The 13,647-nt window shown below is 64.3% G+C and carries 14 protein-coding genes; 5 read left to right on the top strand and 9 right to left on the bottom strand.

The genetic code is table 11. From position 1 onward, the window contains the following. Positions 1-88 precede the first annotated feature (88 nt). Positions 89-1,777 carry a bifunctional aminoglycoside phosphotransferase/ATP-binding protein gene (locus F757_RS0121090; protein WP_027213127.1) on the top strand — a complete coding sequence of 563 codons (1,689 nt, stop codon included), beginning with the start codon at positions 89-91 and terminating at the stop codon, positions 1,775-1,777. A gap of 291 nt (positions 1,778-2,068) precedes the next feature. On the opposite strand, the gene F757_RS0121085 is transcribed toward F757_RS0121090, so the two are convergent. From F757_RS0121085 to atpD, 9 genes are read right to left on the bottom strand one after another with little or no spacing between them, the layout of a single operon-like run. Next, on the bottom strand, positions 2,069-2,920 hold the full coding sequence (locus F757_RS0121085) for a F0F1 ATP synthase subunit gamma (RefSeq protein ID WP_027213126.1): 852 nt from the start codon (positions 2,918-2,920) through the stop codon (positions 2,069-2,071). Then, complete coding sequence (locus tag F757_RS33920) at positions 2,917-4,479, bottom strand: F0F1 ATP synthase subunit alpha (protein ID WP_035467284.1); 1,563 nt, start codon at positions 4,477-4,479, stop codon at positions 2,917-2,919. Before F757_RS33920 ends, F757_RS0121085 begins: the two co-directional genes overlap by 4 nt. Then, complete coding sequence (locus F757_RS0121075; protein WP_027213125.1) at positions 4,457-5,206, bottom strand: F0F1 ATP synthase subunit delta; 750 nt, start codon at positions 5,204-5,206, stop codon at positions 4,457-4,459. The genes F757_RS33920 and F757_RS0121075 overlap by 23 nt, the downstream gene beginning before the upstream one ends. A gap of 9 nt (positions 5,207-5,215) precedes the next feature. Next, the gene (locus F757_RS0121070; protein WP_013339327.1) at positions 5,216-5,464 is read right to left on the bottom strand and encodes a F0F1 ATP synthase subunit C; all 249 of its coding nucleotides are present in this window, start codon (positions 5,462-5,464) and stop codon (positions 5,216-5,218) included. Continuing rightward, positions 5,457-6,155 carry a F0F1 ATP synthase subunit A gene (locus F757_RS0121065; protein ID WP_027213124.1) on the bottom strand — a complete coding sequence of 233 codons (699 nt, stop codon included), beginning with the start codon at positions 6,153-6,155 and terminating at the stop codon, positions 5,457-5,459. The genes F757_RS0121070 and F757_RS0121065 overlap by 8 nt, the downstream gene beginning before the upstream one ends. Next, entirely contained in the window at positions 6,152-6,463 is a 312-nt protein-coding gene (locus F757_RS0121060; protein WP_051376837.1) for an N-ATPase subunit AtpR, read from the bottom strand. Before F757_RS0121060 ends, F757_RS0121065 begins: the two co-directional genes overlap by 4 nt. Next, entirely contained in the window at positions 6,456-6,773 is a 318-nt protein-coding gene (locus F757_RS0121055) for an AtpZ/AtpI family protein (RefSeq protein WP_027213122.1), read from the bottom strand. Before F757_RS0121055 ends, F757_RS0121060 begins: the two co-directional genes overlap by 8 nt. Continuing rightward, positions 6,770-7,228, bottom strand: coding sequence for a F0F1 ATP synthase subunit epsilon (locus F757_RS0121050; protein ID WP_027213121.1), 459 nt, complete (start codon positions 7,226-7,228; stop codon positions 6,770-6,772). Before F757_RS0121050 ends, F757_RS0121055 begins: the two co-directional genes overlap by 4 nt. Next, positions 7,225-8,655, bottom strand: coding sequence for a F0F1 ATP synthase subunit beta (atpD, locus tag F757_RS0121045; protein WP_232221434.1), 1,431 nt, complete (start codon positions 8,653-8,655; stop codon positions 7,225-7,227). The genes F757_RS0121050 and atpD overlap by 4 nt, the downstream gene beginning before the upstream one ends. Before the next feature lie 304 nt (positions 8,656-8,959). On the opposite strand from atpD, the gene arcD reads away from it, so the two are divergent. From arcD to arcC, 4 genes are read left to right on the top strand one after another with little or no spacing between them, the layout of a single operon-like run. Beyond that, positions 8,960-10,441 carry an arginine-ornithine antiporter gene (gene arcD / locus F757_RS0121040; RefSeq protein WP_027213119.1) on the top strand — a complete coding sequence of 494 codons (1,482 nt, stop codon included), beginning with the start codon at positions 8,960-8,962 and terminating at the stop codon, positions 10,439-10,441. 25 nt (positions 10,442-10,466) lie between these two features. Then, a complete protein-coding gene (locus tag F757_RS0121035; RefSeq protein ID WP_027213118.1) occupies positions 10,467-11,684 on the top strand; it encodes an arginine deiminase in 1,218 nt (405 codons plus the stop codon). 46 nt (positions 11,685-11,730) lie between these two features. Further along, on the top strand, positions 11,731-12,729 hold the full coding sequence (argF, locus tag F757_RS0121030; RefSeq protein WP_027213117.1) for an ornithine carbamoyltransferase: 999 nt from the start codon (positions 11,731-11,733) through the stop codon (positions 12,727-12,729). 8 nt (positions 12,730-12,737) lie between these two features. Continuing rightward, the gene (arcC, locus tag F757_RS0121025) at positions 12,738-13,643 is read left to right on the top strand and encodes a carbamate kinase (protein WP_027213116.1); all 906 of its coding nucleotides are present in this window, start codon (positions 12,738-12,740) and stop codon (positions 13,641-13,643) included. Positions 13,644-13,647 lie beyond the last annotated feature (4 nt).

Below are 13,647 nucleotides of genomic sequence, written 5' to 3'. Positions count from 1 at the left end.
GCTTCTGCGAACAATGATTTCCATCAATAGACGCACGTCGGGCTGTGCCTATCCTGAAGCGGTCGTCATTGCAATCGCGGAGCCGATCATGGCCGAACCTCTTCTTTCGCCGCAGCACCGAACGCTGCATGCGAGGCAACGTGAGCGCCTCGCACGGCGCGGCTGGTCCGATATCGACCGGGCCTTGCAACGGCCCGCATCCTATTGCCATCCCGCCGGGCGTATCCGCCGGATCGAAACCCATATCTCAGTGGTTTATCTGGCTGGACGCTACGCGTACAAACTGAAGAAGCCGGTCGATCCGGGCTTTCTCGACTTCACCTCACCCGCCGCGCGGCAACGCGCGTGCGAAGACGAAGTGCGGCTGAACCGGCGCTTTGCACGCGAGTTGTATCGCGGGGTGGGGACTATCGTCCGCGAGGGCCGGGTCTGCAAGATTGGGCGGCGCGGACGCGTCGTCGAACATGTGGTGAAGATGCGGCGCTTCGACGAACGCGAGGTGTTCGACGGATTAGTCGCGCACGAAGCGCTCGGCTTTCCGGAGATGGACGCGCTGGCCGACAGTCTCGCCGCGGCTCATCGTCGCGCATCGCGAGCGGTGCCGCGCGGCAGCTTCGGTGCGGCGTCCACCGTGCGAACGCAGATGCAAGCAGTGCTGGACAACCTGGCCAAGCTGGGACGCGAGGCCGGCGTGCACGTGCCGGCCTCGATTCGTGAATGGTGCGAAAGAGAGTGGGTGCGGCTCGCGGAACATTTCGAGGCGCGCCGCGCCGGCGGTTTCGTGCGTGAATGCCACGGCGACCTGCATCTTGGCAACGTGCTGCGGCGAGGCAAGCGCGTGGTGATGTTCGATTGCATCGAATTCAGCAACGCGTTGCGATGGATCGATGTGGCCAGCGACCTCAGCTTCCTGCTCATGGACCTGCAGGCGCACGGACGCGACGATCTCGCCGCCCGCTTGCTGAACGGCTGGCTGCGACGCACTGGCGATTTCGGCGCGTTGCCGGCGCTGCGCTACTACTCGGTTTATCGCGCGCTGGTGCGGGCACTGGCGGCGGCGCTCAAAACGCGCGGCGGCTCGAAGCATCAGCCGCTGACCGAGGTGAACCGCTACCTGGCACTGGCTGAACGGCTGGCTGCGAAGCCCCGGCCCTATTTGCTGTTGTGCCACGGCTATTCGGGCTCGGGCAAATCCGCGGCGAGCGAGGCACTCGTCAGTCTGATCGGTGCGGTACGCGTTTCCAGCGATAGCGAACGCAAGCGCGTGCGCCCTTTCGCATTGCCGGATACGCGCCCGTTGCCGCCCAGCGCTTATACGGCTCAGGCCATAGACAGACATTACGACGCCCTGCTGTCTCTCACACGTCAGGTGCTGGCTTCGGACTATCCGGCGCTGGTCGATGCGACATTCCTGAAACGCGCTCACCGGGAGAGATTCGCGGCCCTTGCCGGCTCCATGGGCGTGCCGGTGCTCCTGCTCGATTTTCACGCGCGGACCTGTCTGCTGGCGGAGCGTGTCAGCAGGCGCACCGCGCAGGCGCAGGTGCATGCCGAGTCCGACGCCGGGCTTGTTGTCCTCGTCAGGCAACTGGCGAACGAGGAGCCGCTCAGCGCACAAGAGTGGGCGCGCGCGGTGTGCTTCGACACCGAAGTCGCACCTGACGCTTTCGAGCATCTCAAGTACTGGCGCGCTTTACTTGAGCGCCTCGCGCATCTCGACGGGCCTGCGCTGAGCGAAGAAGCGGTGTCGCCCGACGCGATGGCGGCTCACGTATGAAAATGAGGGCCGCGTGAGCCGGCCTCCGGTGCAAGCGCCGCCGGACGCGCTGGCGAGCCTGCCAGCAAGCCGCTGCGGCAGCCACGCAAACGTCGCAATGCGGACGGTGACGACCGCGGCAATCACCCCGCCACCTGAGAGAAAGTGCGCCTCGCACGGCAAGGAGGCGCCACGAAAACGGCAACAGCCACACGACCAACCAGGGCGCCCGACGCTGGGCGCCAGGTTGTTCGTTAAATCGCCTGCAACTGCGCCACAATTTCACGGCTCCGCCACCCGGCCGTCGTGACGCTAGCGCGCCTCTCCCGCGCCCGCCGCCAGCTCCACGATGTCGTCGGTGATCTCGTCCTGGCGAACCCTGCGATAGCTTTGCGTCAGTTCATCGAGCCTGTCGCGCACATTCGCACGAGCGGCCAGCATCGCCCGCATCCGCGCTTCGTTTTCAGCGGCGAACGAGAGCATCAATGCCTCACAGATTTCGACAAACACATAGGATTCGACGAGCCCAGCAAGTAGACGTTCGACCGGTAGGTTCACCAGTGGCGGCAAGCTGCGCTCGAGCGCCTCGAACCGTGAAAAATCGAAAGGAATCAGGGGGTGCTCGACAATCTCGCCTGAGAGCGGACCACCGGGCAGCGCGTGCACGAGAGAGACACTGTCTATCGCACGGGTTGCGAGACGCTCGTAGAGCGCATCCGTGATGCGGCCCGCCAGAGACAGGACGTCGTCTGCGTGAGAAGCTGCGGGCGAATTCCAGACCACTGCACAGCGACGCTCGTTGGCCAGCAACTCGCCGCGCGTGCCGACCAGCATCAACTCCGATTGCGCGTAGTCGATGCGGTTCTGCACATAATCGAGAATCCGCTCATTAAAGGCACCGACGAAGCCCTGCTCCGAACATAGCGCGATCACGATTCGCGCGCGCGGATCAGAGGGTGCCTGGAGCGCAGGCTCGGGTCTTCCATGCCCGAGCACCGCCCCAATCGCCGCGCCCACGGTTGCCGCGGAAGAACGTATGCCGGGCAGCCGCCGTTGCGCCTCCCGCGAGCGGGCTGCCGCGATGCCGCGCATCGCGCCGATCACCGCATCGAGCTGACGCGCTGTCGCGTTGCGCGCTTCGATTTCCGCCAGCTTTCCGCTCATCGCTCGCTCCGCGGCCCGGCCGCGGCCGTACCCGTACGGCTGTCCCGCGACAGACGCTGCACGAGGTCGCGCACCGCTGCAACGAGTCTCGCCTGAGCTGCCGCGTCGAGCGACGCGTCGTCATAGGCCCCTTCGAGATGCGCGCCCGGCAGCCGCGCGGCGAGTTGTGCGCGCACTGCCGCCGCGATCGACGGCGGCGCTGCATCGAACACGCCCTCAGCAAGTGCTGCAAGCAACGCGGTTTCGTCGAGCGTCGAGAGCGGCGCAAAGCGGGGCTGCGCAATCAAGGCCCGAATGCGCTCGCCGCGAGCAATCTTGCCGGCGACATGCGAGTCCGTCAGTCCACCAAACCTGCTGAACATTTCGAGCTCGAGAAACTGCGCGTAATCGAGCCGCAATCGTCCTGACACGTCGCGCAATCCACGATGCTGGGCCTTGCCCCCAACCCGGCTGACGCTCAGGCCGACGTCGACGGCTGGGCGCTGGTTTGCCGCGAAGAGCCCGGCGTCCAGCACGATCTGGCCATCGGTAATCGAAATCAGATTGGTCGGAATGTACGCCGACAGATTACCCATATCGGTTTCCGCAATCGGCAACGCAGTCAGGGAACCGCCGCCGAGCCTCGCGGACAGTTTTGCAGCGCGCTCGAGCAGCCGCGCATGAACGTAAAAAATGTCGCCTGGATAGGCTTCACGGCCCGGCGGCTCGCGTGTCAGCAGCGCCAGTTCGCGATGCGTCGCGGCGTGCTTCGTCAGATCGTCGATGACAACCAGCGCATGCTGTCCACGGTCTCTGAAGTATTCGGCTATCGTGAAGCCCGCAAACGGCGCGATCCACTGCAATCCTGCCGCCGACGCCGCGGCGGCAACGACGAACACGCAGCGTTCGGGAGCGCCATAGCGATGCACGGCTTCGATCACCCGCTGCACGGCGGTCGAGCGCTGGCCGATTGCCACATAGACGCAAATCATGTCCGAGTGCTTCTGGTTGACGATCGCATCAATCGCCAATGCACTCTTGCCGGTCGCCCGGTCGCCGATGATCAGTTCCCGCTGCCCGCGACCAATGGCGAACAGCGCGTCGACGATCAGCACGCCGGTCTCGACAGGCTCGCTAACCAGATCGCGATCGACGATAGCGGGCGCCGCACGCTCCACCGGCATGCGACCGGCCGCGCTCACCGGTTCGTCCCGGTCGAGCGGCCGGCCAAGCGGGTCGATCACACGGCCGAGCAATCCTTCGCCGACCGGAACCTCGAGCACCGAGCCGGTACGAGTCACCGACGCGCCGGCTTCCACCGTGGCGGCATCGTCCAGTAGCACCACGCTCATGAGGTCGGCTTCGAGCGTATGCACGAAGCCGCTCGCACCGTTGTCAAAGTGCACCAGTTCATTGAGCGCGGCATCGCTCAGTCCCGACACGAACGCAATGCCGTCGCCGATACGTTCGACGCGCCCCAGCGTGTCGGCGTATGGCCCTGTCGGCACGCGGGCGAGCGCCGCCCGTTGCGCCGCGAGCCAGGTGTCGTCGCAGGAGTCAGCGCGAAGCATGGCTGTCATCGAGCAGGGCCTCCGTGATTCTGGCAAGTTCGGCGCCGAGGCTGTTACGCACGACGGCGTGCGGGGACCGCAGTTCGAGGCCCGCGATAAGTTGCGGGTCGACCTCGAAGCGAAGCGGCAGATCCCGCCCCAGGCAGGCGGCCAGCATCGCGCGGCAGCTTTCCTGTTCCTGTGGAGTCAAAGCGCGCGGCGCGGCAAGCACCGGCGCGACGCTGTCTTCTCCGAGCGCGGCAAGCGCCGGCTGCGCAAGCTGCCCGATTCCCGCCGCAAGACCATCGATAAAGGCCGTGACGCGCACGCTTTCGGGCAGCCTTTCGAGCAGCTTCGCCGCGATGTCGACGGCAAGCCGGCTCGCCCGCTCGCCAGCAAGTTTGTCTTCGAGCGCGCGCGCGGCCGCCGCTTCCTCGCTCGCCGCCGCCCGCAACGCCTGCGCATCGGCTCGCGCGCTGGCCAGAAGAGCCTCCTTCTGCGCCGCGACCTCCGCGGCAACGGCCTTTAGCGCGTCGTCGCGGGCCGCGACGATCCGTTGCGTTTCGCGAGCCGCCTCGTCGCGCTCGTGCATTGCCGCTGTTTTCGCAGCGCCGGCATCGGCGATAAGGGCTCGCGCCGTGTTCTGCCGTTCGGCGATGATGTTCGCGACCGGGCGGAACAGGAACCGCGCCAGCAGCCATATCAATACCAATGCATTGATGGTTTGCAACGCGAGGGTCCACCAGTCGATCCTCATGGCACCCACCTACTTCGCAAATGGATTGGCAAACAACAGCAGCAGCGCAATCACAAGGCAATAGATTGCCATGGTCTCGATCATCGCGAGACCAACGAACAAGGTTCGCGACACCGTGCCGGCGGAATCCGGCTGACGCGCGATCGCATCCATCGCCGCGGCGACCGCGCGCCCTTCGGCAATGGCCGGCCCGATCGCGCCGAACGAGACGGCAAGCGCTGCCGCGACGATGCTGACAATCTGCACAAGGTTATTCATGAGTCTTTGCCTCTTTGATGTTAGCGGGTTGCGGTTCGCCGATTGCGGCGCCTATAAAGACCATTGAGAGAACAGCAAAGATGTAGGCCTGAACGGCACCTGTCAGCAGATCGAGCGCCATCAGCGGAATCGGCACGAGCAACCCCGCGAGCGACAACACAATGCCGACCACGAACACACCGCTCATTACGTTGCCGAAGAGGCGCACCACAAGCGAAAACGTCCGGGTGATCTGCTCCACCACGTTCAGCGGAATCATGACCCAGCTCGGTTCGGCGAACGACGCCAGATAGCCGCCGAGGCCCCGGCTGCGAAGGCCGTGGAAGACGGCAGCGCCGAGCACCACCAGCGCGAGCGCGGCATCGGTTTCGAGGCGCGCGGTAGGTGGCGTGACGCCCGGAACGAGCGCGCACCAGTTCGCGATCAGCACGAAGACGAAGAGCGTACCGATCAGCGCGCGATAAGGACGCGGCTCAGCTTGCATGGTGTCGCGTATCTGCTGGTCGATAGTGTCCACGAGCAGTTCGAGGACGGTCTGCATCTTGCCGGGTGCAAGCGAGAGTTGTCGGCTCATCACGACTGAAATGATCGTCACGACGGCCATGATTGCCCACGTCGCTAGCACCGGTTCGGTAATTACGACAGGGCCAAGCTCGAAAACTGGCGAGACGGTGAGCGGGGACTCGGTCATGACATGCCTTTGCAAGCTCTGTGATGCTGCACGACCATGCGGCGCGCCAACAGCACGCCCGCCATTCCGGCAAGCAATGCCGGCGCGCCAATTCGTGCGAGGAGCAGCAACAACGCGCAAGTCAGCGCAATGCGCGCGCACTGCAGTCCGAGTGCCGCAGCAAATTTTCCCTCTGAGAACAAAGGCCAGTTCCATTTCAACGACAGGAAATGCCACGCGCCTGTCGCGAGGCCCGCAGCGAGTCCAACCGCGCTCTGGATCGCAAGAGAAGGGAGCGGCACGATCAAGGTGTTCAGCGTACTAATCACGGGGTTCCTTATGTTCGCGATGCATCCATTTCCACGCGGACCAGAAGCCGAGCGCTGCCCCCGCCATCAGCAGAGGTGCGGAGAAAAACACGCCCGTGCCGAAGATCCGGTCCAGCCAGCGTCCCGTGGCGACCCCGAGCAATGTCGGCAGGACGATTGCCCAGCCTAGAATGCCGATCTGGCCGAGCCGGCTGCCAAGCGACGGTTCGGGAACCTCGCGTGCGCGCTCTGCGCGCCGCGCGGCCTCGCGTGCCGCGTCGGCAAGCCTGTCTTCGCGGGAATGCCGATCGTCACGGCGCGGCTCGTTCATGGCAGCGACGTACCGGCAACGGTTGACAGCGCACTGCCTGCATCGGCGCGCGGCCGCAGGTAGTGCAGTATCTGACGCACTGCGCGCGCATGAAGGCGCAACTCGTCGACGCGCGCGCGCCGCAGGGCTTCCTCTTCGGCGGCGTGGTGGCTCTGAACGATTGCCGCGAGATCGTCCAGCGCGTCGCCCGGAACTGCTTCACGGCAGGCGATGGACAGGTGCGTGCCGCCCGACACGAGCAGCACACCGCCACTCACCGCGCAGTAGTGCGTCACGTTGTCCGTGCCGCTCCAGCGGACCACCGACGGCGTGAGTTGCGTGACAAAGTCCGCATGACCGGCGCGGATGCCGAACGCACCGCTTTCGTCTTCCGCGCGCAGCGAAACGATCTCGACGCCGTCGAACCACACGCGCGAAGGCGTGGCGATGGTGAGCCGTAATGTGCTGTTGCTCATGCCGGTTGCTCCGTCGCGGCAGCAGCGGCCTGCTGTGTCGCCACCTCTTCTTTGCTGCGGGCCTCGTCCAGCGTACCGATCATGTAGAGCGAGCTCTCCTGCCAGGTGTCGCATTCGCCAGCAAGAATCGCCTTGCAACCGGCAATCGTGTCGGCAAGCGCGACCGAGCGGCCGGGCACGCCCGTGAAAGCCTCCGTGACCGCAAAGGGCTGCGTGAGAAAACGCTGCAGGCGTCGGGCGCGGCCCACCAGCATGCGATCTTCCGCGCCCAGTTCCTCGATGCCGAGCAGCGAGATTACGTCCTGCAATTCGCGGTAATGCTCGATGACTCGGCGCACTTCGGTAGCAACCGTCGCATGTTCGTCGCCTACCACGAGCGGATCGAGAAGAATCGACGACGACGCAATGGGATCGACGGCGGGATACATGCCTTCGGCCGCCATCGCGCGCGACAGCACGACGTTGCTGTCGAGGTGTGCGGCGATCGCGGTCACGGCCGGGTCGGTGAAGTCATCGGCGGGCACGTACACCGCCTCGATCGCGCTGACGGACACACCGCCCACTGAGACGATGCGCTCCTGCAACTGCGCGACTTCACTTGCAAGCGTAGGCTGATAGCCCACTCGCGAGGGCATGCGCCCGAGCAGACCCGAGACTTCCGCGCCCGCCTGCACGAAGCGAAAAACGTTGTCCATCAGCAGCAGCACATTTTGACGGCGTTCGTCGCGGAAGTACTCGGCTATCGTCAATGCGGTGAAGGGAACGCGCCAGCGCGCGCCGGGCGGCTCGTTCATCTGCCCGTACACAAGTACGGTGCGGGCGAGTACGCCTGAAGTGCGCATGTCGAGCAGCATCTCGTGCCCTTCGCGCGAGCGCTCGCCGATGCCGGCGAAAACCGAGATTCCCTCATAGTGCTCGACCATCGCGTGAATCAGCTCCATGACGAGCACTGTCTTGCCGACTCCAGCGCCCCCGAACATCGCGGCCTTTCCGCCTTGCGCGAGTGGCGTAAGCAGATCGATTACCTTGATGCCGGTCGAGAACAGCGCGGTGGTGCCCTTCTGCGATCGAAGCGGGGGCGCCGCGCGATGAATCGGGCGCCGTTCGATTTGCGACGGCAATGCATCGCCGCCGTCGCACGCTCTGCCGGTCACGTCGATGAGCCTGCCGAGCACAGCCTCGCCCACCGGCGCCTCAATGGCACCGCCGGACGCCTCCACTCGTGTGCCGCGCCGCAAACCGGCAGTGGTTTGCAACGCCAGCGCGCGGACCGTCGTCTGGCTCAGATGCGCCTCTACTTCAGCGAGCACTGGCGCAAGATCGCCGGGCCTGACGACGAGCGCCTCTCCGAGCGCAGGCAGGGGTGCGCCACTGAATGCAACGTCGACGATCGCCCCGCGCACGGCGACGACGTAGCCTTCGCGCATGGTCGCGCTGCGCGCTGGCTGTGACGCTGCATGATCTGCTTGCTCGGCATGAGTCGGCATACGCGTTCCCCCGGTCGGTCGTGAACAGTCAGAAGATATCGCCCGAGCATTCAGACGAACTGATCTCCATCAACTGTCGCATCGATAAGTGCCACGATTTCGTGCCCTGTTGGGTGCGCGCACATTCGACCTGCGGGGATTGTGCAGGCGGCGCGGCCGACTCTGGCCCGAATGATCCAGATCAATCCACGAGGCCCCCCGCGATGTCCTAATCCTCTTATTCCAAAACGGAGTGAGGTCCGTCATGAAAAACCTGACAGGTTCATTACCGGCATCGTCTGCCACGAGACCCGCCGAGCCGGCTCGCAACGTTGCGGTGAAGCAGTTGCGACTCGGCCTGCTCACCGCGCTCGTGATCGGTTCGATGATCGGCAGCGGCGTGTTTTCCCTTCCACAAAACATGGCCTCGGGCGCAGGCGCCGCCGCCGTGCTGATCGGCTGGCTCATCACAGGCGCAGGCATGCTGATGCTCGCGTTCGTCTATCAGACGCTGACCACCCGCAAGCCGCAACTCGACAACGGCATCTACGCTTATGCGCAAGCGAGCGCCGGCGATTTCCTCGGTTTCAATTCGGCATGGGGCTACTGGGTCAGCGCGTGGATCGGCAACGTCGGCTATCTGGTGATCGTATTCGGCACCCTGGGCTACTTCTTTCCCGTCTTCGGCGACGGCAACACATCTGCCGCCGTGCTGGGGGCGTCCATCGCGCTGTGGACCATGCACGCCGTGATCCTGCGCGGCGTGCGCAGCGCTGCTGTGCTGAATGCCATTACCACGGTCGCCAAGGTCATTCCGCTCCTGCTGTTCATTGTGCTCGCCGCAGTGGCTTTCCGAAGCCATGTCATCGCACAGGATTTCTGGGGCAATGCGAAGCTCGGCAGCGTGTTCACACAGGTCAAAAGCACCATGCTTATCACCGTGTGGGTGTTCATCGGCATTGAAGGCGCGAATGTGTTCTCGGCCCGCGCACAGCGGCGCGAAGATGTGGGTCGTGCCACCCTGCTCGGCTTCAGCGTCGTTCTGCTTCTGCTGATGGCGGTTTCCCTGTTTTCGCTCGGCATCGTCCCGCAAGGCGAGCTTGCCGCGATGAAAAACCCGTCGATGGCCGGCGTGCTGCAAAGAGCGGTCGGTGCGTGGGGCGCGGTGTTGATCAGTCTCGGTCTGCTGGTGTCGGTGGGTGGCGCCTTGCTCGCGTGGACGCTGCTGGCAGCCGAAACGCTCTTCACGCCGGCGAACGGCGGCGTCATGCCTAAGTTTCTCGCGCGCTCCAACAGTCGGGGTGTTCCCGCCAATGCGCTGTGGGTCACCAACGGGCTCGTGCAACTGTTCCTCGTCATCACGCTCGTGTCGAGCGCGACGTATCAGGCGCTGATCTCGCTCGCGACCTCGATGATCCTCGTTCCTTATCTGTTCTCCGCGGTTTACGCGACGCGCATTGCGCTGCGCGGCGAAGGCTACGCACAAGGCGAAAGCGTGCGAACTCGCGACATGCTGATCGGGGCTGCGGCAACCGTCTATTGCTGCTGGCTGCTGTATGCGGCAGGCCCGAAGTATCTGCTGCTCTCGGCCCTGCTCTACTCGCCGGGCGTGCTCCTGTACGGATGGGCCAAACGCGAGCGCGGCGCGCGTCTTTTCAAGCCATTCGAGCTCGCGATCCTCGCGGCGCTTCTCGTGCTTGCAGCCGTTGCGGGGTGGCTGCTGGCAACAGGTGCAATCGGCTTGTGATCCGCCCATCTTCAGGAGAACTACAATGACATTCGGCGTTTATTCTGAAATCGGCGCGCTGCGCAAGGTGATGGTGTGCCGGCCCGGCCTTGCGCAGTCGCGTTTGACTCCCGCCAATTGCCGCGACCTGCTGTTCGACGACGTGCTCTGGGTCTCGCAGGCAAAGACCGATCATTACGCGTTCGTGAGCACCATGCAGGAGCACGGCGTCGAAGTGTTCGACATGCATGACCTGCTTGCCGACATTCTGCATGGACGGGAAGCGCGTGAGTGGGTACTCGAGCGCAAGCTTGCGCCGGGCATCGTTGACGCGGAGCTCGCTTCTCAACTGAAGATCTGGCTCGCTCAGATGCCGGCCGCGGAACTTGCCGAGCGGCTGATCGGCGGCATCGTGCGTGCGGAGCTGCCATTCGAGCCCGATGGTCTCCTCGCGCAATGCACGCCACCGTCCGGCTTCATCCTTGCGCCGCTGCCCAACACGCTTTTTACGCGCGACAGCAGTTGCTGGATCAACGACGGCCTCGTGCTCGGCTCGATGTACTGGCCTGCACGACGCGAGGAGACGCTGCTCGCCGCGGCGATCTATCGCTTTCATCCGCTTTTCAGCGGCGGCACGCGCATCTGGTGGGGCGGTCCCGACGTGGACCACGGCGGTGCGACGCTGGAGGGTGGCGACGTGATGCCGCTGTCGCGCGACGTCGTACTGATCGGCATGGGCGAGCGAACCTCGCCGCAGGGCGTCGCTCAGCTTGCGCGCGCATTGTTCGCCCGCGAATCGGTCAAGCAGGTCATCGCCGCGCAACTGCCGCGCTCAAGAGGTGCTATGCATCTCGACACGGTGTTTACGTTCTGCGACCGCGACCTCGTGACGATCTTCCCGGAAGTGGTCGATGCGATCCGCTGCACGAGCCTGCGCCCTGGCCGCCTGCCCGATCAGCTCGACGTGCGCCCCGAGAAAGCACCGTTTCTCGAAGTCGTGGCCAAAGCGCTCGGGATCGCGGCATTGCGCACCGTCGCCACCGGTGGCGACACCTGGGAGTCCGAGCGCGAGCAATGGGACGACGGCAACAACGTGATCGCGCTCGCACCGGGCGTGGTCGCTGCCTACAACCGCAATGTGTACACCAACACGCTGCTGCGCAAGGCGGGCGTGGAAGTCATCACCATTCCGAGCGCAGAACTCGGCCGTGGGCGCGGCGGCGGCCACTGCATGACCTGCCCCATCGAACGCGCGCCGGTCTGATGCCGGGCGCACGCCGCATTTCGTGATATTTCTGGAGAACTCGCGCATGGCATTCAATCTACGCAATCGCAGCCTGTTGAACATGCAGGACTTCACCCCACGCGACATCCGTTTTCTGCTCGACCTTGCCGCAGAACTCAAGCGTGCGAAATACGCCGGCAACGAAGTGCCACGGCTAAGCGGCAAGAACGTGGCATTGATTTTCGAAAAGACTTCGACGCGCACGCGTTGCGCATTCGAGGTTGCCGTACACGACCAGGGCGGGCACGTCACGTACATTGACTCTTCCAGTTCGCAGCTCGGCCGTAAAGAGTCGCTCAAGGACACGGCGCGCGTGCTCGGGCGTCTTTACGACGGGATCGAATATCGCGGTTTTCACCAAAGCGTGGTGGAAGATCTTGCGACCTATTCGCACGTCCCGGTCTGGAATGGGCTGACAGACGAATTCCACCCTACACAGGTGCTCGCCGATCTGCTTACCATGCGTGAATTCGGAGAAAAACCGCTTCACGAGCTCTCGTTCTGCTACCTTGGCGACGCGCGCTTCAACATGGGCAATTCCCTGTTGATCGGCGGCGTGCAGATGGGCATGGACGTGCGCATCGCGGCGCCGCGCGAACTGTGGCCGCACGACGAACTGGTCCAGCAGATGCGGCATCTGGCCGAACGCACGGGCGCCAAGGTCACGATTATCGAGGACCCGTATGAGGCCGTGAGCGGCGCCGATTTCCTCTATACCGACGTCTGGGTGTCGATGGGTGAGCCGGTCGAGGCGTGGGGGCCGCGCATCGACTTGCTGCTGCCCTATCAGGTCAACGCCAGGCTGATGAAGGCAACGGGCAAGCCGCGCACACGCTTCATGCATTGCCTGCCGGCGTATCACAACCTGGAGACGGACACCGGGCGCATGGTTCACGAGCGATTCGGGCTGTCCGAACTCGAAGTCAGTGACGAGGTGTTCGAGTCCAACGCATCGATCGTATTTTCCCAGGCCGAGAACCGCATGCACACCATCAAGGCAGTGCTTGTGGCGACCCTTGCATAGGGGCCGGCATGCGCATCCTGATAGCGCTGGGCGGCAACGCGCTCCTTCGCCGTGGCGAACCTATGACCATGGCGCACCAGATCGCCAATATTCGCCAGGCAGCAACGCAGATAGCGAAGCTCGCGGATCACAACCAACTGGTCATTGCCCACGGCAACGGTCCTCAGGTCGGCCTGCTTGCCATGCAGGCAGCCGCAGGGGACGCGAAAGACGTCGCGCCGCTCGACGTGCTCGATGCGGAGTCCGAAGGCATGATCGGCTATCTGCTCGAGCAGGAACTGGCGAACGCATTGCCGGCTACCCGGCAGGTAGCCACCCTGCTGACGCGCGTCGAAGTGGATGCTCGCGATCCCGCTTTCGCTCATCCGACCAAGCCGATCGGGCCCGTCTATACCCAGGCCGAGGCGCAACTGCTGGCACAGCGAAACGGCTGGCACATCGCCGCGGACGGCAGCGGTTTCAGACGCGTGGTGGCCTCGCCGAAGCCGCAACATATTGCAGCGCTGAAGCCCGTGCAATGGCTTCTGGAGCACGATGTCATCGTCATTGCAGCCGGCGGCGGAGGCATCCCGGTGACGCTGGCCGCAGACGGACAAACCAGAACCGGAGTCGAAGCGGTAATCGACAAGGACCTGTGCAGCGCATTGCTCGCCGCCCAGTTAAACGCCGATGTGCTGCTGATCGCAACTGACGTGGAGGCCGTCTATGCTGACTGGCGTACGCCGCGCGAGCGCGTGCTGCGCACCGTTTCGGCCGCCGAGCTACGGTCCATGGAATTTCCGGCCGGATCGATGGGACCCAAGGTAGAAGCGGCGTGCGACTTCGTCACGCGCATGGGAAAACGCGCGGTAATCGGTTCGCTCGAACATATCGAGGCTATGGCAGCGGGAACGGCGGGCACCCAGATCACTTGAAGTA

It is taken from the genome of Burkholderia sp. WSM2232 (genome assembly GCF_000472545.1).
In the GTDB taxonomy this organism is placed as follows: Bacteria; Pseudomonadota; Gammaproteobacteria; order Burkholderiales; family Burkholderiaceae; genus Paraburkholderia.
This window is presented reverse-complemented; position numbering and strand designations above follow the sequence as displayed.

What these genes read in the sequence shown, in the direction of transcription:
- F757_RS0121075 (WP_027213125.1), bottom strand. Translation starts at nt 5,206, where the DNA reads ATGAGGATCGACTGGTGGACCCTCGCGTTGCAAACCATCAATGCATTG.
- F757_RS0121090 (WP_027213127.1), top strand. Translation starts at nt 89, where the DNA reads ATGGCCGAACCTCTTCTTTCGCCGCAGCACCGAACGCTGCATGCGAGG.
- F757_RS0121070 (WP_013339327.1), bottom strand. Translation starts at nt 5,464, where the DNA reads ATGAATAACCTTGTGCAGATTGTCAGCATCGTCGCGGCAGCGCTTGCC.
- atpD (WP_232221434.1), bottom strand. Translation starts at nt 8,655, where the DNA reads ATGCGCGAAGGCTACGTCGTCGCCGTGCGCGGGGCGATCGTCGACGTT.
- argF (WP_027213117.1), top strand. Translation starts at nt 11,731, where the DNA reads ATGGCATTCAATCTACGCAATCGCAGCCTGTTGAACATGCAGGACTTC.
- F757_RS0121065 (WP_027213124.1), bottom strand. Translation starts at nt 6,155, where the DNA reads ATGACCGAGTCCCCGCTCACCGTCTCGCCAGTTTTCGAGCTTGGCCCT.
- F757_RS0121035 (WP_027213118.1), top strand. Translation starts at nt 10,467, where the DNA reads ATGACATTCGGCGTTTATTCTGAAATCGGCGCGCTGCGCAAGGTGATG.
- arcD (WP_027213119.1), top strand. Translation starts at nt 8,960, where the DNA reads ATGAAAAACCTGACAGGTTCATTACCGGCATCGTCTGCCACGAGACCC.
- F757_RS33920 (WP_035467284.1), bottom strand. Translation starts at nt 4,479, where the DNA reads ATGACAGCCATGCTTCGCGCTGACTCCTGCGACGACACCTGGCTCGCG.
- F757_RS0121050 (WP_027213121.1), bottom strand. Translation starts at nt 7,228, where the DNA reads ATGAGCAACAGCACATTACGGCTCACCATCGCCACGCCTTCGCGCGTG.
- arcC (WP_027213116.1), top strand. Translation starts at nt 12,738, where the DNA reads ATGCGCATCCTGATAGCGCTGGGCGGCAACGCGCTCCTTCGCCGTGGC.
- F757_RS0121055 (WP_027213122.1), bottom strand. Translation starts at nt 6,773, where the DNA reads ATGAACGAGCCGCGCCGTGACGATCGGCATTCCCGCGAAGACAGGCTT.
- F757_RS0121085 (WP_027213126.1), bottom strand. Translation starts at nt 2,920, where the DNA reads ATGAGCGGAAAGCTGGCGGAAATCGAAGCGCGCAACGCGACAGCGCGT.